We start from the raw sequence: 20,567 nt of genomic DNA, 5'->3' as shown, positions 1-20,567 counted from the left end.
ATGCCCGCAACTGAACCGCCAGCGACCGGCCCCGAGATCGTCTCGATGGGCTGCCGCCTCAACATTGCCGAGGGCGAGGCGATGCGCGGGCTGCTCGCTGGGCGTGACGACGTGATCGTGATCAACAGCTGCGCGGTCACCAACGAGGCGGTGCGCCAGACCCGGCAGGCGATCCGCAAGGCGCGCAAGGCGAGGCCAGACGCGCAGGTGATCGTCACCGGGTGCGCGGCGCAGACCGACCCTGCGATGTTCGCCGCCATGCCCGAGGTGGACCGGGTGCTGGGGAATGTCGAGAAGTTGAGGGCGGGATCATTCCTGCATACTCCCCTCAATGATCTGGGTACGCCCCCTCCGTTTGTCCCGAGCGAAGTCGAGGGACCTTGCACAACACGTCCCTCGACTTCCCGGCAGAGCCGGGAAGTTTACCCTGAGTGGCTGGCTTTCCAGCCAGTCGAAGGGCTCGGGACAAACGGGGGTGGATTTGAGCGCGAAATCCAGAAGGTCCACGTCTCCGACATCATGGCCGTGCGTCAGACCGCGCCGCACATGGTCACCAGCTTTGCCGAACATGCCCGTGCGTTTGTCGAGGTGCAGAACGGCTGCGACCATCGCTGCACCTTCTGCATCATCCCTTATGGTCGCGGAAACAGCCGCTCGGTGCCCGCTGGCGCGGTGGTCGATGCGGTGCGCGCGCTGGTCGATCGCGGCTATCAGGAGGTCGTTCTGACCGGGGTCGATGTCACCAGCTATGGCCCCGACCTGCCCGGAGCACCCACGCTGGGCATGCTGATCGAACGCATCCTGAAGTTCGCACCGGCGCTCCGGCGGCTGCGCCTGTCCTCGCTCGATGGGGTCGAGGTGGACGACCGCTTGTTCGATCTGATCACCGGCGAGCCGCGGATCATGCCGCACGTGCACCTCTCGCTGCAATCGGGCGACGACATGATCCTCAAGCGGATGAAGCGTCGCCATTCCCGCGCGCAGGCTATCGCACTGGTCGACCGGATGAAGGCGAAGCGGCCGGAGATCGCGATCGGTGCGGACCTGATCGCGGGCTTTCCGACCGAGGATGCCGCCATGCACGCGCAGAACCTTTCGATCCTCGATGCCTGCGATGTCGTGCACGGCCATATCTTCCCCTTCTCGCCCCGCACCGGCACCCCTGCCGCACGCATGCCGCAGCTCGACCGCGCGTTGGTCAAGGCCCGCGCCGCCGAGATGCGCAGCGCAGCGCAGTCGCGCGCCACACGCTGGCGGCAATCGCTGGTCGGCACCCGGCAGAACCTGCTGGTCGAGCGCGACGGGCGTACCGGCCATGGCGAAAATTTTGTGCGCATCGCTTTGCCGCCGGATAGTCACGGGCCCGATCCTTCCCATATCGGCAAGATCGTGCCAGTGACCATCACGGGCCAGGACGGCGATACGCTGACAGCGGAGATTGATACATGAGCGAGGGCAGCTGGAGCGAGCGGCTGATGGGCGGCTTTCGCAAGACGTCGGACAAGCTGACCCAGAACATCACCGGGCTGGTCACCAAGTCGCGGCTTGACGAGGACCAGCTCGACGAGATCGAGGAAGCGCTGATCGTCAGCGACCTTGGCCCGCAGATGGCGGGCAAGGTGCGCGCGCGCCTTTCCGAAGGACGTTTCGAGCGCGGGCTTGACGAAGACGGTTTGCGCGAAATCGTCGGCGAAGAAATCGCCAAGTCGCTGCGCACCGTCGCCGAACCGCTCGACATCATTGCCTTCCCCCGACCGCAGGTAATTCTGGTGATCGGCGTCAACGGATCGGGCAAGACCACCACCATCGCCAAGCTGGCGCATCTGTTCCAGGAGCAGGATTACGGTGTGATGCTGGCAGCAGGCGATACCTTCCGTGCTGCCGCGATCGGCCAGCTCAAGATCTGGGCCGAGCGTCTCGGCATCCCGATCATCAGCGGCAAGGAAGGCGGCGATGCGGCGGGAATCGTGTTCGATGCGGTCAAGCAGGCGACCGCGACCGGCATCGACGTGCTGATCGTCGACACCGCAGGCCGCCTGCAGAACAAGCGCGAGCTGATGGACGAGCTCTCCAAGATCCGCCGCGTCCTTGGCCGCCTCAACCCTGCATCGCCGCACGATGTCGTGCTGGTGCTCGATGCAACCAACGGACAGAACGCCCTGTCGCAGATCGAAACCTTCAAGGAGGTGGCAGGCGTTACAGGTCTTGTGATGACCAAGCTCGACGGGACCGCCCGCGGCGGCATTCTTGTCGCGGCTGCAGAAAAGTTCGGTCTGCCCATTCATGCGATCGGCGTGGGTGAAACCATCGACGACCTGCGTCCCTTTGACCCCGAATATCTGGCGCATGTGATCGCCGGAGGAGCAAAATGAGCGAAGAAATGCCCGGCGCGAACGAAGTCGTCGCCCCCAAGAAATCGGAAGGCAGCCTGCTGCCGCTGCTGCTCGATTTTGGTCCGCTGCTGATCTTCTTTGCGGTGTTCAAGCTGACCCAGAGCGACGGCGCAGCGCTTGCCTCCACCCGCGCCGCGATCAACGGCACGCTGGCGTTCATGGCGGCAATCCTTATTGCGGTCGCGGTATCGAAATGGAAACTGGGCCGCGTCTCGCCGATGCTTTGGCTGTCTGCGGTGCTCGTCGTCGGCTTCGGCGCGCTGACGGTGTATTTCAACGACGAAAGCTTCATCCAGATTAAGCCGACGATCATCTACACCGCGTTCGCCGTCCTGCTGCTGGGTGGCTGGTCCACCGGCCGCCCGCTGCTGCGCTATCTGCTGCAAGCGGCGTATGACGGCCTCAACGAGACCGGCTGGATGAAACTGTCACGCAACTGGGGGCTGTTCTTCGCCGTGATGGCGCTGATCAACGAAGGCCTGCGCTATGGCCTGACGTTCGAGACATGGCTGACCGTCAAGGTTTGGGGCGTCACCGCGCTGTCGTTCCTCTTCGCGATGAGCCAGATCCCGATGCTGATGAAGCACGGCCTTGCGATTGAGGGGGCGAAGGGGCAGTAATACTCCGCCGTACAGCTATTCCCCGGTCCCCTGCGCAGGCAGGGGACCGGCTGGACGGTTGGCTATGAATGGACGCCCCCCGCCAAATCAACTGGGCCCGATGCACATCGTTTCTTAACCCAGGTTAGGTTATGCAAAGGTACCACCGCGCCCCGACTTGCTAAGCGCTGGCTGAGAGACTGTGGAGTGCTCCCGCGATAAGAGGAGAGCCGCCATGTTCAGCTTCACCACCGAGCCCGAAATCCCGATGCTAACCGTGACGCGGACGGGCGAATGGTCTCTGGCCACCGTCGCCGCGCACGAAATCGTATTTCGCCAGGAACTCTACCAGTTGCAGCTCTCCGGCAAACCCAGGGGACTGATCGTCGATATCGGCGCAACCTGGCCGCAGGAACGCAACGTGGCATGGGCATTGCGCCGAATGGAAGCGCGTCTGGGCGATTTGCGGCCCGAACGGATAGCCGTGGTCTCGTCGTTCGGCGCATCCCGCCTGCACGCCCGTCACCTCAAAGAGCCTGACACGCAGATATTCGCTTCAATGAAATATGCGCGCGAGTGGATCCTGCGTATGGCAGATCCAACCGGGCTGTCCACCGAAGTGCACGAACAGCCTTGCCAAGCAGATCCAGAAGGTATGGCGGTCCATGTCTATGGACCATCATCCGACATGGATGTCATGCTGACCCCCAGTGCTGCGCTGGAGACCGCCAAACGTATTGGAAACGCAGCCGTCGAGGTGATCATCGGACAAGCGATGGCCGATGGCGAGCGGGCATCCATCGCGACGCTCGGCCATTGCGCCGATGCGAGCCTCGCAAACTGCCGGCTGCAGGCGCAAACTTCTGGCGGGCAGGAGCACCATTATTGAGGAACACCCCGTTCCCCGGCGCTAACCAGAGAACGGGGCGCAAAACTGTTCAGAATCAGCCTTCCTGATCAGCCCGATCAGTGCCCTTGCCGTCGAGGTTCTGCGCGACGAATTCCCAGTTGATCGCCTTGTCGAGCACAGTCGAAAGATAGTCAGGACGCGCGTTGCGATAGTCGATGTAATAGGCGTGTTCCCACACATCGAGCGTCAGCAGCGGCTTCATGCCATCGTGCGCGACGGGTGAATCTGCATCGTGCAGCGAGGTGATTTCCAGCTTGTCGCCGTTGAGCACCAGCCATGCCCAGCCGCTGCCGAAATGGCCGACGGCTTCGGTCTTCAACTTGTCCTTCATTTCGGCAACCGAACCGAAGTCAGCATTGATGCGCTCTTCGAGCGAGCCGGGGATGGTCTGTTGATCGGGGCTGAGGCAATGCCAGAAGAAGGTGTGGTTCCAGATCTGCGCAGCGTTGTTGAACAGGCCCTTATTGCCCTTGTCTTTCGCGGCGACGATGACCTTCGAGAGGCTCGCGCCTTCGAGGTCGGTGCCCTTCACCATGTCGTTCGCCTTGCCGACATAGGCATTGTGGTGCTTGCCGTGGTGATAATCGAAGGTTTCAGCTGACATGATATCGCCAAATGCGGTCTTGTCGAAGGGAAGTGCGGGAAGGACGAAAGCCATAAGTATCTCCTGTTTGGGAACATGTGGTCTGTTGCCGCAACGCATATGGGCAATTGCCTGCGTTGGTAAAGGGTCAATGCATGCGGGGTTGCAGCATTTAGGGGGTGCGGATCATTCGGTTGCGATCCGCCAGGGTGGGTAGCGCCGGTTCTCGCCGCCGAAATAGAGGCAGATGACGTTGCCAGCCGGGTCGCACAGCCTTGCCTCGCGCCAGCCCCAGCTCTCATCCTGCGGCACCTGGTCGAATGCCAAGCCTTCGGATGCCAGCGCGGAGACGCGCGCGTCGAGATCGGCGCATTCGAGATAGGTGACCGTGCCGCCGGAGCCTTCGCCGACATGGATCGAAAGCGTCGCGCCGTTGTCCGCTTCGAACCGGGCATAGCCGTTGGCCGGGCTGTCGACGATCTGGGTCAGGCCCAGCGTGCGGTAGAAGGTCACCGAGGCGGCATAATCGATCGCGGCCAATGTGATCTGGTTGAGGTGCCAGCCCGGCGCAATCGCATCATTGCGGACGTTCTGGTGCCCCATCGGGCCGTTGCTGGCGACGATCGGGGGCGCATCGCGCAGTGCGAGCCGGACGAAGACACGCGCGCGCTCGACCGCCTGATCGAGCGGCACGCCCTGCCCCAGCAACGTCGCGATCGCGCTCGATAGCGTGCAGCCGGTGCCGTGGCTGTGCGGGCTGGCGATGCGCGGATCGCTCCAGTGCATGGGCTCGGCCTTGCGAGTGACCAGCCGGTCGGTGACCGTGTCGCCGCCTGCGTGCCCACCCTTGATCAGCAATGCGGGGGCCAGTTCCAGCACCGCCCCTTCCCCGCCCAGCGCTTCCAGCTCGGGAAGGTTCGGCGTGACGAGCGTGGCACACGCCATCAACCGCTTGAATGCCGCGATGGTGGCCTGATCAGCAAGCACCGCGCCGCTCGATGCAATCATCACGGGATCGAAGATGACAGGTATTCCGTCATTCCCGCGAACGCGGGCATCCCGCTCCTGCTCGGCCTCGGCGCCAAAGCGGGATTCCCGCGTTCGCGGGAATGACGATGAAGGATCGGTCAGCCAGTCGGCCAGCGCCTCGGCGATCTGCGGCGAGCCGAGCATGCCGATCTTGATTGCATCGAGCCCGAAGTCGTGCGCCACCGCGTCGATCTGAGCGATCACCATGTCGGCGCTGAGCACCTGCACCGCATCGACCCCGCGCGAGTTCTGTGCGGTGATCGCGGTGATAGCGGTCATCGCATGGCCGCCCAGCATGGTGATGGTCTTGATGTCCGCTTGGATCCCCGCGCCTCCCCCGGAGTCCGAGCCTGCGATGGTGAGGATACGCGCGGCCATATTCATACCACTCCCTCTTTCGTTCTCCGGCGAAAGCCGGAGTCCAGGAGTCGGATTATGCCATCTCGCCTCTGGATTCCGGCTTTCGCCGGAAAACGGAAGGGGGTGACCAACACCTTACCCATGCTGGGTAAATTTCCGCACGCTCGATCCCGGAAACTTCGCGAGCAACTTCTTTGCCCGCACCGGACGGTCGACCAGTTCACCGCCGCAATTGGGGCATCGGTCGTCGAGCTCCTCGCTGCATTCGGCGCAGAATGTGCATTCGAACGAGCAAATGAACGCGCCGGGGGCCTCAGGCGGGGTGTCCGCGCCGCAGCGTTCGCAATCGGGGCGCATCTCGAGCATCAGGCGGTTACCTCGCCAATCACCGCGCAGATGCGATCGACTACCGCCTCGACCTGTGCGGCATCATCGCCCTCCGCCATCACCCGGATCACCGGCTCGGTACCCGAAGGCCGGATGACCAGCCGCCCGCGCCCGACAAGCTCCGCATCGGCATCGGCAATCACTTGCTGCACGCGCGGGTTTTCCAAAGGCTTGCCGCCGGAAAAGCGCACATTCTTGAGCAGTTGCGGAACCGGATCGAACAGATGCAGCAGCTCGCTTGCCGGCTTGCCCTCGCGGACCAGTTCGGCCAGCACCTGCAGCGCGGCGACCGTGCCATCGCCGGTGGTGGCATGGTCGAGCAGGATCATGTGGCCCGATTGCTCGCCGCCGACATTGTATCCCCCTGCGCGCATTGCGCCCAGCACATAGCGGTCGCCGACCTTGGTACGGATCAGCTCGAGCCCCTGCGCCTGCAGATAGCGTTCCAGCCCCAGGTTGGACATCACCGTGGCGACCACGCCGCCGCCGCGCAGCCGACCCTGCCGCGCCCAGCTTGCGCCGATCAGCGCCATGATCTGGTCGCCATCGACAACCCGGCCCTTTTCATCGACCACGATCAGCCGGTCGGCATCGCCATCGAGCGCGATGCCGATATCCGCGCCCGAGGCGACGACGCGCTCCTGCAACGTCTCGACATGGGTCGAGCCGACACGGTCGTTGATGTTGAGGCCATTGGGGGTCACGCCAATCGCGATCACCTCCGCGCCCAGCTCCCAGAACGCCGATGGTGCGACCTGATAGGCTGCGCCATTGGCGCAATCGATCACGATCTTGAGGCCATCGAGCCGCACCCGGTCGGGCAGCGATTCCTTGACCGCGTGGATGTATCGTCCGCGCGCATCCTCGATCCGGCGGGCACGGCCGATCGCGGCGGACGCGGCGAGCTTGGGCGCGCCGGCTTCGAGCAGCGCCTCGATCCGCAGTTCATCCTCATCCGACAGCTTGAAGCCATCGGGGCCGAACAGCTTGATGCCGTTGTCCTCGTAAGGGTTGTGGCTGGCAGAGATCATTACGCCAAGGTCCGCGCGCATCGATCGCGCCAGCATGGCGACCGCGGGCGTCGGCATCGGGCCGACCAGCACCACATCCATGCCCACGCTGGTGAAGCCCGCGACCAGCGCGTTTTCCATCATATAGCCCGACAGCCTTGTGTCCTTGCCGATGACAACGCGGTGCTTGTGCGTGCCTCGCAGGAAATGTTCGCCTGCCGCCTGGCCGACAGCCATCGCCATTGCTGCGGTCATATAACCGGTGTTGGTGCGTCCGCGGATACCGTCGGTGCCGAAAAACTTGCGTGTCACGAATGCTTTTCTCCGTTTGCAGCGTTTGGCAAGTACCCTATTGCGTTGCCACTCGCCAGCCATCCCCGCGCATCTATGGTTGCGAGCGTTTACCGACAGACACTAAACACATTACGAACTGCACCGATGATAATCATGCCCCTGTGAGCAGATTTTTCATCCGAAGGAACCGCTGAAACATGCTCAAAACACTGCTGGTGCTGGGTGCCCTCATCATCGGCATCTCGATCGGGATCGCGATCGGCAACGGCGCGCCAGGCGTGGTCGATGCGGCCGATGTCATCGGATCGCTGTGGCTGCGCGGCTTGCAGATGACGGTGATCCCGCTGGTGGTTGCGCTGCTGATCACCGGCATCCTGCGCACCGCCGAGATGGCGAGCGCGGGGCGGCTGACCGTCCGTGCGATCGGCACGATGATCGTGCTGCTCTGGGCCTCTGCGGCCATGGCAGCGCTGCTCACCCCTGCCTTGCTCAGCGCGTTTCCGCTGCCCGAAGCCGCGCGCATCGCGCTGCAGGGCGCACTGTCGAGCGCAGAGCCTCCGGGCGACGTGCCGCCGTTCACCGAGTTCCTGCGGGCGCTGGTGCCGACCAACCCGGTCGCAGCCGCTGCCAACGATGCCATCCTGCCGCTGATCATCTTCACGCTCGCCTTCGCGTTTGCGTTGACGCGCCTGCCCGCCGACCGTCGGATGCCGGTGCAGGGCTTTTTTGGCGCGGTTGGCGATGCGATGATCATCCTGATTGGCTGGGTCCTGTTGCTCGCCCCGATCGGCGTGTTCGCGCTTGGGCTGGTGGTCGGATCGCGCGCAGGCGGCGCGGCGTTCGGCGCACTGGGACATTATGTTCTGATCGTGATCAGTGTCGGATCGGTAATCTGGTTCAGTGCTTTCGCGCTTGCCGCCATTGGCGGTCGGATCAGCCCGCCTTCGTTCCTGCGCGCGTCTATTCCCGCGCAGGCGGTAGCGATCTCGACGCAATCCTCGCTCGCCTCGCTGCCAACGATGCTGACCGGCGTTCGCAGCCTGGGGGTGGGCGAACGCACCGCAGATGTCGTCCTGCCCATCGCGGTCGCCTTGTTCCGCGCCACCGGCCCTGCGATGAACATGGCGGTCGCGGTGTACGTTGCCCATCTGATGGGGATCGAACTGGGGCCTGTCGCGCTCGCCGCCGGGTTTGCAGCTGCGGCCATCACCACGATGGGATCGGTCTCGCTCCCCGGATCGATCAGCTTCATCAGCGCCATCGCCCCGATCTGCTTTGCGATGGGCGTGCCGATCGAACCGCTGGCGCTTTTGTTGGCGATCGAGGTGTTTCCCGATATCATGCGCACGTTGGGCAACGTAACGATGGACATGGCGGTCACCACCACGATCGCCCGCGCCGAAGGAGATACGCAATGATCTATCGCAAGCTCGGCGGACTGGAAGTTTCCGCCCTAGGCCTCGGCTGCATGCCGATGGCCGGCATCGGCAGCAACATGTACGGCAAGGCCGACCATCGCGAGTCCATCGCCACGCTTGAACGCGCGATGGAGCTGGGAGTCACCTTCTTCGACACCGCCGAGGTCTATGGCCCGTATGTCAACGAAGAGCTGCTCGGCCAGGCGATCCGCGGCCGCCGCGAACGGCTGGTCATTGCGACCAAGTTCGGCTTCCGCTTTGAGGACGGCAAGGTGACCGGCGTCGATTCTTCGCCCGACAACATCCGCCGTGCCTGCGAAGGCTCCTTGAAGCGGCTCGGGGTCGACACCATCGATCTGTATTACCAGCACCGCGTCGATCCTGCCGTGCCGATCGAGGAAACCGTCGGCGCGATGGCGCGGCTGGTCGAAGAGGGCAAGGTGCGCTTTCTGGGCCTGTCGGAGGCAGGAGCTGACAATATCCGCCGCGCGCATGCCACCCATCCGATCGCCGCGCTGCAATCGGAGTACTCGCTTTGGGAACGCGGCGTCGAGAACGAGATCCTGCCGATGTGCCAGGATCTGGGGATCGGCTTCGTCCCCTACAGCCCGCTGGGGCGCGGATTTCTGACCGGGCAGATCACTCAGCGGTCCGATCTTCCCGAGGGCGATTACCGGCTCAACGATCCGCGATATTCGGAAGAGAATTTCGCCAGCAACATGTCGATCGTCGATGTGGTCCGATCGGTCGCTGCCGCGCACAGCGTCTCGCCCGCGCAGATCGCGCTCGCCTGGCTGCTGGCACAGGGCGAAGACGTGGTGCCGATCCCCGGATCCAAGCGCCGCGCGACACTCGAGGATTCGATGGCGGCGGTGACGGTCAAGCTGACCAGCGCCGATCTCGACGCGCTCGACGCTGCCGCGCCGAGGGATGCGACGGCAGGGGAGCGGTATGGCGAGGTGGGGATGAAGATGGTGCGGATCTGACTGCGGAATGCTCTCTCCCCTTTAGGGGAGAGATACGGAACCTTGCGGGCTTGCCCGCTAGGTGAAGCAGAGAGGGGGATGCTCGGCCGTACGGCCCCTCTCTGCTGCGACTAAGCGGCAAGCCGCCAAGTCTCGCTTCTCTCCCCTGAAGGGAAGAGAGCAGGTTTTACATATCACCACCACCGGAAAATCCCCGCGACGCCCACGCCCAGCGGCATGTGCGCCCATTGTGCGGCGAGCCAGATCACTGTTCCGCCGATCAGCGGCACCCAGCCCGGGAACACGATCCCCCGCCCGAACGGGACGAAGCTGGTATGGGATTGCCAGTGAAGCCAGGCATCGCCCATCACGATGAACTTCTTGCGGTCCTGCAGCCGCGATCCGACCAGCGCCAAGATGATGATCGCTCCGCACAGGATGAAGGTATCGATGCGCGGCGCGACGAGGATATGGCTGATGCCCCACAGCGCAAAGCTCCACATCATCGGGTGTCGCGTGATGCGAAAGACGCCGCCAGGCTCCTTCACCGCGATCTTGCGCGCGGCTGCCTCGGGCACCGGAAGCGCCGGGTTGCCGATCAACGATCCGGCAAACAGGATTGCGGCGACCAGCATCAAGACGGTGCTCAGCCCCCACACTATATCGCCTGCAGGCCAGAATGGCGCGCTGACCGGCGCCCGCTGGAAGCCCTGTACCATCAGATACAAGGTGGCGAACGAGACCACGATATAGGCCAGCTGGAAGCCTTTTTCACCCAGCCGGGCCACCAATGGTGCGCGCAGCGGGTGCGACATCGCAAAGTGACTTCCGACAAACCCGATGGCCCCTGCCACCAGCATCGCATAGCCCTGCATCAGCCGCTCTCCCCCTTGCGCGCCACATCAAGCAGCAGCCCGCCTGTATCAGCGTTATATTACCGTTCGTAGGCCTTGGGCAAAGCCCCTTCCTGCGGTGTACGATAGCGATCGCGCAAACGCGCCTGACGGTTGTCGAGCGGCTGCTGGACGCCATCGATCATCACCGCGACCGGTGCCGACGAAAGCTCGAGCGGATCGCCATCCCAGATCACGACATCGCCCTGGCGGCCGGGCCTGAGGCTGCCGAGCATCGCATCGACCCCCATCGCCTGTGCAGGGCCCGACGAGATCGTGGCGAACGCCTCATCCCATGTCAGCCCGGCAGCACCCGGCACGCGCTGCAGCGCCACCAGATTGCCCGCATATTGCGGCGAGTAATGCAGCTTGTGCGCATCGCTGTCGTTGATCATGCCGATCGCGACGGTGACCCCGGCGCGCTTCATGCGGCCGATGTTCGATTGGGTCGCGGCAGTCTTCTCGAACTCGGACGGCAGATCGTTGAGCGCCGAGGCGATCACCGGCACACCGGCTGCTGCGATCTCATTGGCGACCAGCCAGCCTTCCGATACTCCGACCAGCACCAGCTTGAGCGCAGGGAACTCCTCGCGCAGCTTGAGCACATTGAGGATATCGGCCGCGCGTTCGACATGCACCATCAGCCGGATGTCGCCATTGACCACGGGTACGAGCGCGGCAGCATCCTGGCGGTTGAGCAGCGCATCGTGCGGGTGCGCGGCGACACCGCGCTGGCCACTTGCAAGCGCTTTGGCCTCGATCAGGCCATTGCGGAACTCGAGGAACGCCGAGGCGCGGCTGCCGCCTGCCTTGGACGACCCCGCCTCGCCCAGCTCGACGAACTGGAAGGCGCGCGGCTTGGTGACGGCGTCGTAGTCATCGCCCAGATCGATCAGCGCGCCCATTCCCGCGAAGATCGAAGCAGGCGCTGCGGGAGCCACCACCGCGCGGGTGATGCCCGCCGCCCGGTTGACCGCGATCGGCGTGACCTTGGGGTTGATTGCGGGGACCACATCGATAGCAGCCGAAAATTCACCCGAGCTCGCGCTGCTGTCGTTGGTTTCGCGGACGGCTTCGACCTCGATCAGCCCCAACCGGCTGAAGCCCGCGAACAGGCCGGGGGTGACCCAGCGTCCGGCAGCATCGACCACCTGCGCACCTGCAGGAACGGCAACGCCGGCTCCAGCAGCAACGACCTTGCCATCGCGTAGCACCACGGTGCCGCTCTCGATCGGCGCGCTGCCATCACCGATGACGACCTTGCCGCCGGTGATCGCGATCGTCTGGGCAGCGACGGGGGCTGCAAACAGCGTGGCTGCAGCGGAAACGAACAGCAGCGCCTTTTTCCCCATCGGGTTCATGGTACGGCTCATTTGGTGTCTCCCGAACCTGGCTGGCCCAATTCGAAGTCGCTCACCGGGCGGCGGGTGGGGTCGTTGGCGTCATACAGCATCGCGCCATCGACCCAAACCTTTTCGGGCCGGGCATAGACCGACAGCGGATTGGCGTTCCATAGCACGACATCGGCCATCTTGCCCGGTTTCAGGCTACCGGTCCTGTCAGCGATGCCCATCGCTTTGGCGGGGTTGTAGGTCAGCCAGCTGATCGCGGTGGCGTCCGAAATGTTGAATCCCATCCGCCGGCCATCGCCCAAAGCCTTGGCGGCTTCCTGGTTCAGCCGCTGGATCTGGTCCTGATCGTCCGAATGGATGATGGTGCAAGCGCCCGCGTTCTGGATGATCGCGGCGTTTTCCGGGATGCCGTCATAGGATTCCATCTTGAAGCCCCACCAGTCGGCCCATACCGCCGAACAGATGCCGTTATCCTTGAGCAGGTCGGCAATCTTGTAGCTTTCCACCGCGTGGTGGAAGGCAGCGACGGTGTAGCCGAACTCCTTGGCCATATCGACCACGATCGCCATTTCATCGGCACGATAGCAGTGGTTGTGGATCTGGATCCTGCCTTCGAGCGCACCCTTGAGGGTATCCAGCCCGATGTCGCGCGCAGGCGGCGTGCCGCCCTTGCGGTCATATTCATCCCAGCGTGCCTTGTACTCTACGGCACGCGCCCAGGTCTGGCGGTTGAGCGCCAGGTTGCCCATGCGGCTGCCGGGCTTCTGGTTGCGGCTGCCGTACACCCGCTTGGGGTTTTCGCCGCACGCCATCTTGAGGCCATAGGGCGCATCGGGAAACTTCATCGCCTGCATAGTGCGCGCAGGCACGTTCTTGAGCGTGACCGAGCGGCCACCGAACAGGTTTGCCGATCCCGGCAGGATCTGCAGGGACGTGATGCCGCCATTGGCGAGCGCACGGCTGAAGCCGGGGTCCTGCGGCCAAACCGCGTGCTCGGCCCACACATCGGCGGTGACCGGGCTGGTCACCTCGTTGCCATCCGCATGCGCCTGCACGCCGGGCGAGGGATAATTGCCCAGATGGCTGTGAATATCGATGATGCCGGGGGTCACGAACTTGCCGGTGCCATCGATAACGGTGACATCGGCCGGGATCGGCGTATCCGCGCCGCCCACCGCAGTGATCTTGCCATCCGAGAAGAACACCACGCCGTTGTCGATCTGGCCGCCTTCGCCATCGAACACCGTGACATTGCGGATCGCGGTCGCCGCGCCGCCATAGGGCTTGTAGGTGCTGGGATACGGGTTTTCGTTGAAGCTGACCCGCTCTCTGGAGGTGGTGCTCCCCGACGATACGGGCCGTTCGGCCGTTGCAGTGTTGGCGCAACCGACGACCAATATGGCCGCCAGCGGCGCGGTGAACCCGTATTTCATGTGTATTTTCCCTGTCGCACTTTGTTGTGTCGCACTTTGTGTTTTGTCGTGGAGAGAAGTCAGGCTCCGCGCGTCGCCGGATGGATGCCAGCGGCCTGGTTCTCCGCCAGTTCGGCTTCGCCCGCGAGCGGCTCTGCGTCCTTGAGCGTATCGAGGTGCATCAGCTTCTTGATCAGCGGAGACACCACCATCACCGCGACGCCCACGCCGATCGCGATCCAGCCGATGTTCGAATAGACGTCGAGCACCGTCTGCTGGCCTGCACCTTCGCCACTGGCCGCTTCAGAGCCGGTTGCCGCAGCGATCAGCCCGGCGACGAAATTGCCCGAAGCCGAAGCGAAGAACCAGGTTCCCATGATCAGCGATGCCATATGCGCCGGCGCCAGCCGGTTCATCGCGCTGAGGCCGACAGGCGACAGGCACAGTTCGCCGGTGGTGTGCAGCAGGTATATCAGGAAGATGAACAGCACCGGGGTCGGCACACCCGCTCCGGTGGCTGCCGCGCCTGCAACCAGCACCAGAAAGCCCGCGCCCAGCTGGACCATCGCCAAACCGAACTTGGCGGGCGCCGAGGGCTCGAGCCCCTTGCGGCCGAGCCAGGTCCAGATCGCGGCGAAGAACGGCGCCAGCAGCACGATATACATCGCGTTGACCGACTGGAACACTGACGCCGGAACCCCGCCGCGATCGACATAGCGATCGGTGTAGAGGTTGAGCGAGGAGCCTGCCTGTTCGAACAGCGCCCAGAACAGGATCGATCCCAGGATCAGGAACATTGCGGCAAAAATCCGGTCGCGGTCATGCGGCTCCAGCTTGGTCACCGCGGTGATCAGCACATAGCCGACCAGCACGATGCCAGACACCAGAAGCAGCCAGCCGACAACCGACTGGTACTGGATCAGCGCCCAGATGCCGAGCACCGCAGCAACACCGACGCCATAGATCAGCCATTCCTTCTTGATGCCCATCACCGGCGCGGCCAGCGCTGCCGGATCGGGGGCCTCGCCGCGGCCGCATAGCAAAGGCTTGCCGAGGATGAAGACGACCAGGCCCAGCAGCATGCCGATGCCAGCTGCACCGAAACCATAGGACCATCCATAGACTTCACCCAGATAGCCGCAGGCCAGCGAACCCAGGAATGCGCCGAGATTGATGCCCATATAAAAGATGGTGTACGCGCCATCGCGGCGGACATCGGTGCGCGGATAAAGCTGACCGACGATCACCGAGATGTTGGCCTTGAGGAAGCCCGAGCCGACGATGATGAACGCCAGCGCGAGCCAGAAAATGGTCAGCGAAGTCGGATCCTGACCGCCGGTGCCTTCAAAACCCATCAGCGCATGGCCGAAGGTCAGCAACACCGCGCCGAAGGTCACCGCCTTGCGCTGGCCGAGATAGCGGTCGGCCAGATACCCGCCCAGAACGGGGGTAATGTATACCAACGCGGTGTAAGCGCCGTAGATGACTCCCGATTGCTCGTCCGAAAACAGCCAGTGCTTGGTGAGGTAGAAAATCAGCAGCGCGCGCATGCCGTAATAGGAAAACCGTTCCCACATTTCTGCGAAGAACAGCACGTACAGACCCTTGGGGTGGCCCAGAAACGTGCCTTTGGAATCGCCGCTGACGGCATAACCGCTGGCCATAATCGCTTTGCTCCCGTCGATTTTTATAATGGCGGCCTGTCCCCGGGTCCGCCATAGCGTGGGCGTCAACCTAGACAAAAATGCGCGGCTGTGAAGCGCCTTGTTGCACATGTTACCGCATTGCCGTTTTCCTGTTCGCCACCGGAGCCCATTGTGAACCAGTTCAACGACCTCTCATCCGTGACCGCCTATCTCGCGAGCCGCCGGTCTGGCCGTCCGCGCGACATGATAGCGCCCGGGCCCGATGCCGCCCAGTTGCGCGCCATCGTCGCCACGGCGTCGCGGACGCCCGATCATGGCAAGCTCAACCCCTGGCGAGTGGTGCATATTGCCGGCCACCAGCGCGATGCTCTCGCCGATGTGCTAACCACCGCCTATCGCGCCGAAAAGCCCGAGGCAGGCAGGCTCGAGATCGAGGCGATGGAGACCTTCGCACGCCAGGCACCCGAGTTGCTGGTGGTGCTGTATTCCCCACGCGAAGCGAGCAAGATCCCGCTGTGGGAGCAGGAGCTTTCAGTGGGCGCATTCATCATGAACCTGCTCCACGCCACGCATGCTTCGGGTTTTGTCGGCGGCTGGATCACCGGCTGGCCATCTTATAGCGATGCCGTCCGCAACCATTTCGGGACCGCGCCCGAGACAATTGCAGGGTTCCTGTTCCTCGGCACAGCCAGCCAGCCGCTCGAGGAGCGACCGAGGCCCGAGATGGATGCGGTGTTCAGCGATTGGCGGGCGCACCTGTTTTGATAGAATGCTCTGGGAACATGCAGAAATCCACCCGGACCCTTGAAATTTAACCAAGCCGTAAGCCTGCAGGATTACGCTTCGCACATGACCGATCTTGATCCCGCACGCAAATTCCGACTCTTGCTCGACCTGTTTGAACGGGCGGTGATCGTCCTGCTGTTCGCTTGGCTGTGCTATCGCATTGTTGGCAGCCTGCAAGATACGCCGTTCAATCTTTTCTTTCTGCTGTCTGAAGGCGCGGTGGCGATGTTCGTGCTGCTGCGGCGGTCGACAGATGCGATCAGCGTCAAGCCTTATGACTGGGCTGTCGGAATCTCCGGTACCATGCTTCCAATGCTACTGATTCCATCGGGCAACGGCTGGATTGGCGGCGCAGCGCTCCTGATATTCGGTACCGTCATTTCGTTGGGTGCAAAGCTCTCGCTTCGCCGTAGTTTTGGAGTCGTTGCCGCCAATCGTGGCATCAAGAGCACCGGCCTGTACAGCGCAGTGCGCCATCCGATGTATCTCGGCTATTTCCTGACATATGCCGGTATGTTGATACTCAACCCTTCGCTGTTCAATGCGGCGCTTATAGTGGTCTGGACCGTGTGTCAGGTTGCTCGCATTCGGGCTGAAGAACTGGTGCTCCTACAAGACGCCGCGTACCGGGTCCACGCGCAAAAGGTGCGGTTCCGGCTGATGCCGTTTGTGTACTGATGTTCAGCCTCCATGAGCTGCTGTTCCTGCTAGGCGCTGGTATCGCGTTGATAGTGCTTGAACGGCTGCTCCCGCTTCATCCCGGTCAGAAAATCTTCCGTCCGGGATGGAGAATCGATCTGATGCACGTATTCCTTACCGGGATGGTAATCCGGTTGGGCATGGTCCTTGCTTTGGTGGTTGCGAGTGTTTTGGCTATCTCAGTCGTGCCCGAACCGGTTCGCGAAGCGATCCGCGCGCAGCCCGATTGGCTGGAGTTCGTCGAGTTGCTGGTGCTGTCGGATCTGTGTTTCTACGTCGCGCACCGGCTGTGCCATGCTGTTCCGGCACTCTGGCGGTTTCATGCTGTGCACCATTCGAGCGAGCATCTCGATTGGCTTGCCACTTTTCGCGTCCATCCCATCGACCAAATCTTCAATTCAACACTGATCGCGCTGCCTGCCTTGGTGCTGGGGTTCTCGCCATTGCCGTTGCTGATTTACGCGCTTATCTATCGCGTGCATTCACCAATGCTGCATTCGAATGTGCGGATCAGCCTGGGGGCGCTGGGGTGGCTGGTTACCACCCCGCGATTTCATCATTGGCACCATGCTGACCAGATTGAGGCTCACGATCACAACTTTGGGGGTCAGCTGACGATCTTCGACCGCCTGTTTGGCACGCATTACGTTCCCGGAGAACGCAGCCTGCCTGTTCGTTATGGTACCGGCGGAGCAATCGCACAGCGTTATCTCAGCCACCTGCTGCAACCGTTCGGGTTGAAGTCCGAGTCGAACTCCACTGAGCCGGTGGAACTCGTCAGCCAGCCTGTCCTGCCATCCCCAATATCGCCTGGTGAATCGCGCCCCAGTCCCTGACGATCAATTCAGTTCCGGATCCAGGTCAACGTCATCACCCGTGTCGCCAGCCGCCTCTTCGTCTGCGAACTCGCGCGTGATCGCAGCGTCGAGCTTGTCGAGCGGTTCTTCCTTGGATTCCTGCTTGTGCGCGAGCTGCGCGGCGGCATCCCATGCCTTGGCGGCGCTGAGTGCGATATCCTGGCGGTTCTTCAAAGGTTCGGCGGCTGCCTTGGCGATCTGCAGGGTTTCCTGCTCGCGGCAGAATTTTTCGGTTACGCGCACGCTAGGCCCTCCTTTGAGGTTGGTGTTCCCGCGATCAGGCTGCGACGGACGCGGATGTGCGCATCATCGGCGTTCATCCCGGCGAACGGATGCCGACGTGATAGCAGCCTACCCGACAGAATGCGAGATATCGTTGCCATGGGTTCGATCCGGCAGTCGAGCACCCGCCGCCGCATGGGTGCTTCGTGAAAAACGGATCGTCGCTGCAGGAAACCGATTCGCCGTTAGTGCGTACTTCCAGCGATGCACTTGAGGAAACAGGACATGACGATGCAACTCTCCAGGCACGCTTTTGCCCCAGGCCAGTCGCTGGCAGCGGGGCATGCCTTTTCACGTCGTATCGTGCAACGTGGGTTCATGCCGTTGTATCATAGCGGCGACGTCAACCATTGCCCGGGCTGTGGCGGCAAAAGCTGGCATGTCGGGCGGATGAGCGCCGAGTGCGCGACCTGCGAGACCGCGATCCCGCTAGCCAACGTGGCAGCGCAACCGATGCAGCCGATATTCCGGGTGACCCGCAGCGGTACTGCCGCAGCAGATTGACCCCTTTACGAAGCATTGCAGGTTTGGACGACCGTCAGGTGCGGCCCAGCACCTTGGGATAGAACTCATGCTCCTCCCAGCGAATACGCTGATACAGCGCATCGGCCAAAGGCCTGAAGACATCGAGAAATCCTGACGGTTCCTGCGTGACCCGCTTTGGGGGCCAATCGGCATTGCACTCCATCAATGCGCTGCGCCATGCCAGCAACTCATCGTGATATCTACGCACCATGTCAGCCCTGTCGATGCCGATCTGTGGATTGCGCTGCAAGTGGTCGCGCAGCAGCTCGACCTCTGCCGAACAATGGTTGGCGACCGTCCGCGACAGGGTCCACCTCAGGCCCGGCAGGGGATCGTCAGCCTCCAGCGCCCTGCCCCGCGTGAGGTCCGTGACATGCTCCACGATTGCCCGTGTGACCTGCGCCATCTCATCATGCTGTGCACAAAACATCCGAAACTTCATGGGATTAATCGTTACCTTGTGCGCCGCTTGAACTGGCGGAAGCGTGATTTTACATCTTTATTCTGGCTAAACGTAGCGTGGTTACGAACTGGTTAATCACTTGCCCGGTCCGGCGCATTTCGCCATCGTCCCTGCCGATACCAAGCCAGGGAGCACCACCGCATGACCACCAGCCCAACCCCCGCATTCGAACGGCGCGATTTTCTGCGGTCGGCAGCCTTGGTCGGCGGAGGGCTCGCGTTGACAGCCGGCGGCAGCGGCGCTGCGATCGCGGCGGACGGCGATATCGCGCGGATCCGCAAGGCAGCGCAGGCCAACCGCGCGGGCGATATCAAGCGAATCCAGGACTGGATCGCTCTGCCCTCGATCGCTGCGGAAAACCTCAATATGCCCGAAGGCGCGGCGTACATGGCCGAGCTGATGAAGGCCGCAGGCTTCACCGGGATCGAGACCGTGCCGTCCGACGGTTACCCCGGCGTGTTCGGCACCATCGACGTCGGCGCGCCACGCACGCTGGGCATCTATTTCATGTACGACGTCAAGCAGTTCGATCCGGCCGAATGGTCCTCGCCGCCGCTTGAGGCGCGGATCGTCGACAAGCCTGGCTGGGGCAAGGCGATCGTCGGGCGCGGCGCGATCAACCAGAAGGGCCCACAGGCGACCTTCCTCGCCGCGTTGCACGCAATGAAGGATGCGGGAGTCAAGCTGCCGGTCAACATCGTGCTGATTGCCGAAGGCGAGGAAGAGATCGGATCGCCCAACTTCAAGCAGATCGCGACAAAGCCCAACGTGCTCGCCGCGCTCCGCCAATGCGCAGGCATCTTCATCCCCGCATGCTGGCAGGGAGCGAACGGCGAGGTCCAGGTCAATCTGGGATCGAAGGGGATGATCGAACTCGAATTGATCGCCAGCGGCGAAAAATGGGGTCGCGGACCCAAGGGCGATGTGCACTCGAGCTACAAGGCGATGATCGATTCGCCGACTTGGCGACTGGTGCAGGCGCTGCAGACCCTGGTCTCGCCCGACGGCAACAATGTCGTGATCGGCGGCTGGTCGGACAATGTGCGGCCGCTCACGGCGCGCGAAAAGGCGCTGATCGCCGAGGCCGCCAAGGGCATGGACGAGGCGCAGATGAAGGCCGGCTTCGGCGTCACCCACTGGATCGACGACCTGCCGCTCGAACAGGCGCTGGTGCGGTTGCAACAAGAGCCGACCGCCAACATCGAAGGCCTGGTCGCGGGCTACACCGGCCAGGGCGGCAAGACCGTTCTGCCCGGCCGCGCGGTCGCCAAGATGGATTTCCGCCTCGTCCCCAACCAGACCCGCGCGGAAGCCGAAGCCAAGTTGCGCGCGCATCTCGACAGGAACGGTTTCACCGATGTCGAGGCGATCGTGTCGGGCGGGTACGACCCCACCGAGGTCAGCGAGGACAGCCTGCTGATCAAGGCCGAGCTCGCCACTTATGCCAAGATGGGGGTCAAGGCCAACCTCAACCCGCGCCTTGCAGGCTCCTGGCCGGGCGCGGTGTTCACCGCCCCGCCGGTCAGCATCCCCGCCGGGCATTTCGGCATCGGCCATGGCAGCGGCGCGCACGCCCCCGACGAGTATTTCGTGGTGGATTCGACCAACCCCAAGGTCGCCGGGATCACTGATGCGACAATGGGCTTTGTCGAGATGCTCTACCAGATGGCGGCTGTCCGCTGAGCGGGCGATCTGTCAGGACCC

Annotated in this window: 21 protein-coding genes; 11 read left to right on the top strand and 10 right to left on the bottom strand. The window is 63.1% G+C overall.

All coding sequences use genetic code 11. From position 1 onward, the window contains the following. The 4 genes from mtaB (at position 1) to IEW00_RS05605 (ending at position 3,881) form a co-directional block, all read left to right on the top strand. Positions 1-1,449 (top strand): tRNA (N(6)-L-threonylcarbamoyladenosine(37)-C(2))-methylthiotransferase MtaB, encoded by a 1,449-nt coding sequence (mtaB, locus tag IEW00_RS05620; protein ID WP_188513404.1) that lies wholly within the window; start codon positions 1-3, stop codon positions 1,447-1,449. After that, positions 1,446-2,372, top strand: coding sequence for a signal recognition particle-docking protein FtsY (gene ftsY / locus IEW00_RS05615; RefSeq protein ID WP_188513403.1), 927 nt, complete (start codon positions 1,446-1,448; stop codon positions 2,370-2,372). Before mtaB ends, ftsY begins: the two co-directional genes overlap by 4 nt. Further along, entirely contained in the window at positions 2,369-3,013 is a 645-nt protein-coding gene (locus IEW00_RS05610; protein WP_229736832.1) for an inner membrane-spanning protein YciB, read from the top strand. The genes ftsY and IEW00_RS05610 overlap by 4 nt, the downstream gene beginning before the upstream one ends. A 214-nt stretch (positions 3,014-3,227) precedes the next feature. Then, the gene (locus IEW00_RS05605) at positions 3,228-3,881 is read left to right on the top strand and encodes a hypothetical protein (RefSeq protein WP_188513402.1); all 654 of its coding nucleotides are present in this window, start codon (positions 3,228-3,230) and stop codon (positions 3,879-3,881) included. A gap of 55 nt (positions 3,882-3,936) precedes the next feature. On the opposite strand, the gene IEW00_RS05600 is transcribed toward IEW00_RS05605, so the two are convergent. The 4 genes from IEW00_RS05600 to glmM form a co-directional block, all read right to left on the bottom strand. Beyond that, the gene (locus IEW00_RS05600; RefSeq protein ID WP_188513401.1) at positions 3,937-4,560 is read right to left on the bottom strand and encodes a superoxide dismutase; all 624 of its coding nucleotides are present in this window, start codon (positions 4,558-4,560) and stop codon (positions 3,937-3,939) included. Between the two features lie 111 nt (positions 4,561-4,671). Continuing rightward, complete coding sequence (locus tag IEW00_RS05595) at positions 4,672-5,892, bottom strand: bifunctional hydroxymethylpyrimidine kinase/phosphomethylpyrimidine kinase (RefSeq protein ID WP_188513400.1); 1,221 nt, start codon at positions 5,890-5,892, stop codon at positions 4,672-4,674. Positions 5,893-6,009: 117 nt separating this feature from the next. Next, positions 6,010-6,240 carry a DUF1272 domain-containing protein gene (locus IEW00_RS05590; RefSeq protein WP_188513399.1) on the bottom strand — a complete coding sequence of 77 codons (231 nt, stop codon included), beginning with the start codon at positions 6,238-6,240 and terminating at the stop codon, positions 6,010-6,012. Continuing rightward, entirely contained in the window at positions 6,240-7,583 is a 1,344-nt protein-coding gene (gene glmM, locus IEW00_RS05585; protein WP_188513398.1) for a phosphoglucosamine mutase, read from the bottom strand. Before glmM ends, IEW00_RS05590 begins: the two co-directional genes overlap by 1 nt. A 179-nt stretch (positions 7,584-7,762) precedes the next feature. Here glmM and IEW00_RS05580 point away from each other — a divergent pair, with 179 nt between their 5' ends. Then, complete coding sequence (locus tag IEW00_RS05580; protein ID WP_188513397.1) at positions 7,763-8,983, top strand: dicarboxylate/amino acid:cation symporter; 1,221 nt, start codon at positions 7,763-7,765, stop codon at positions 8,981-8,983. Next, entirely contained in the window at positions 8,980-9,969 is a 990-nt protein-coding gene (locus tag IEW00_RS05575) for an aldo/keto reductase (RefSeq protein WP_188513396.1), read from the top strand. The genes IEW00_RS05580 and IEW00_RS05575 overlap by 4 nt, the downstream gene beginning before the upstream one ends. Positions 9,970-10,142: 173 nt before the next feature. Here IEW00_RS05575 and IEW00_RS05570 read toward each other — a convergent pair whose 3' ends face one another. From IEW00_RS05570 to IEW00_RS05555, 4 genes are read right to left on the bottom strand one after another with little or no spacing between them, the layout of a single operon-like run. After that, complete coding sequence (locus IEW00_RS05570; RefSeq protein ID WP_188513395.1) at positions 10,143-10,823, bottom strand: NnrU family protein; 681 nt, start codon at positions 10,821-10,823, stop codon at positions 10,143-10,145. A 59-nt stretch (positions 10,824-10,882) separates the two neighbouring features. Then, positions 10,883-12,214 carry an amidohydrolase family protein gene (locus tag IEW00_RS05565; protein WP_373282589.1) on the bottom strand — a complete coding sequence of 444 codons (1,332 nt, stop codon included), beginning with the start codon at positions 12,212-12,214 and terminating at the stop codon, positions 10,883-10,885. Further along, entirely contained in the window at positions 12,211-13,626 is a 1,416-nt protein-coding gene (locus IEW00_RS05560) for an amidohydrolase (RefSeq protein ID WP_188513394.1), read from the bottom strand. The genes IEW00_RS05565 and IEW00_RS05560 overlap by 4 nt, the downstream gene beginning before the upstream one ends. Before the next feature lie 59 nt (positions 13,627-13,685). Continuing rightward, positions 13,686-15,269, bottom strand: a complete 1,584-nt coding sequence (locus IEW00_RS05555; protein WP_188513393.1) for a peptide MFS transporter — start codon at positions 15,267-15,269, stop codon at positions 13,686-13,688. Between the two features lie 153 nt (positions 15,270-15,422). Here IEW00_RS05555 and IEW00_RS05550 point away from each other — a divergent pair, with 153 nt between their 5' ends. From IEW00_RS05550 to IEW00_RS05540, 3 genes are all read left to right on the top strand, one after another. Next, positions 15,423-16,016: a nitroreductase family protein gene (locus IEW00_RS05550; RefSeq protein WP_188513392.1), complete on the top strand. Its 594-nt coding sequence runs from the start codon at positions 15,423-15,425 to the stop codon at positions 16,014-16,016. An 84-nt stretch (positions 16,017-16,100) separates the two neighbouring features. Then, positions 16,101-16,715, top strand: coding sequence for a methyltransferase family protein (locus IEW00_RS05545; RefSeq protein WP_188513391.1), 615 nt, complete (start codon positions 16,101-16,103; stop codon positions 16,713-16,715). A 122-nt stretch (positions 16,716-16,837) separates the two neighbouring features. Continuing rightward, positions 16,838-17,572, top strand: coding sequence for a sterol desaturase family protein (locus IEW00_RS05540; protein ID WP_188513390.1), 735 nt, complete (start codon positions 16,838-16,840; stop codon positions 17,570-17,572). Between the two features lie 3 nt (positions 17,573-17,575). On the opposite strand, the gene IEW00_RS05535 is transcribed toward IEW00_RS05540, so the two are convergent. Continuing rightward, positions 17,576-17,836 (bottom strand): hypothetical protein, encoded by a 261-nt coding sequence (locus IEW00_RS05535; protein ID WP_188513389.1) that lies wholly within the window; start codon positions 17,834-17,836, stop codon positions 17,576-17,578. 264 nt (positions 17,837-18,100) lie between these two features. Here IEW00_RS05535 and IEW00_RS05530 point away from each other — a divergent pair, with 264 nt between their 5' ends. Next, entirely contained in the window at positions 18,101-18,379 is a 279-nt protein-coding gene (locus IEW00_RS05530) for a hypothetical protein (protein ID WP_188513388.1), read from the top strand. Positions 18,380-18,413: 34 nt separating this feature from the next. Here the strand turns inward: IEW00_RS05530 and IEW00_RS05525 are convergent, their stop codons facing one another. After that, on the bottom strand, positions 18,414-18,842 hold the full coding sequence (locus IEW00_RS05525) for a hypothetical protein (protein WP_188513387.1): 429 nt from the start codon (positions 18,840-18,842) through the stop codon (positions 18,414-18,416). A gap of 162 nt (positions 18,843-19,004) precedes the next feature. Here IEW00_RS05525 and IEW00_RS05520 point away from each other — a divergent pair, with 162 nt between their 5' ends. Further along, positions 19,005-20,546, top strand: a complete 1,542-nt coding sequence (locus IEW00_RS05520; RefSeq protein ID WP_188513386.1) for a M20/M25/M40 family metallo-hydrolase — start codon at positions 19,005-19,007, stop codon at positions 20,544-20,546. Positions 20,547-20,567 lie beyond the last annotated feature (21 nt).

The sequence above is a fragment of the Blastomonas aquatica genome, from assembly GCF_014639875.1.
Taxonomy (GTDB): Bacteria; Pseudomonadota; Alphaproteobacteria; order Sphingomonadales; family Sphingomonadaceae; genus Blastomonas; species Blastomonas aquatica.
This window is presented reverse-complemented; position numbering and strand designations above follow the sequence as displayed.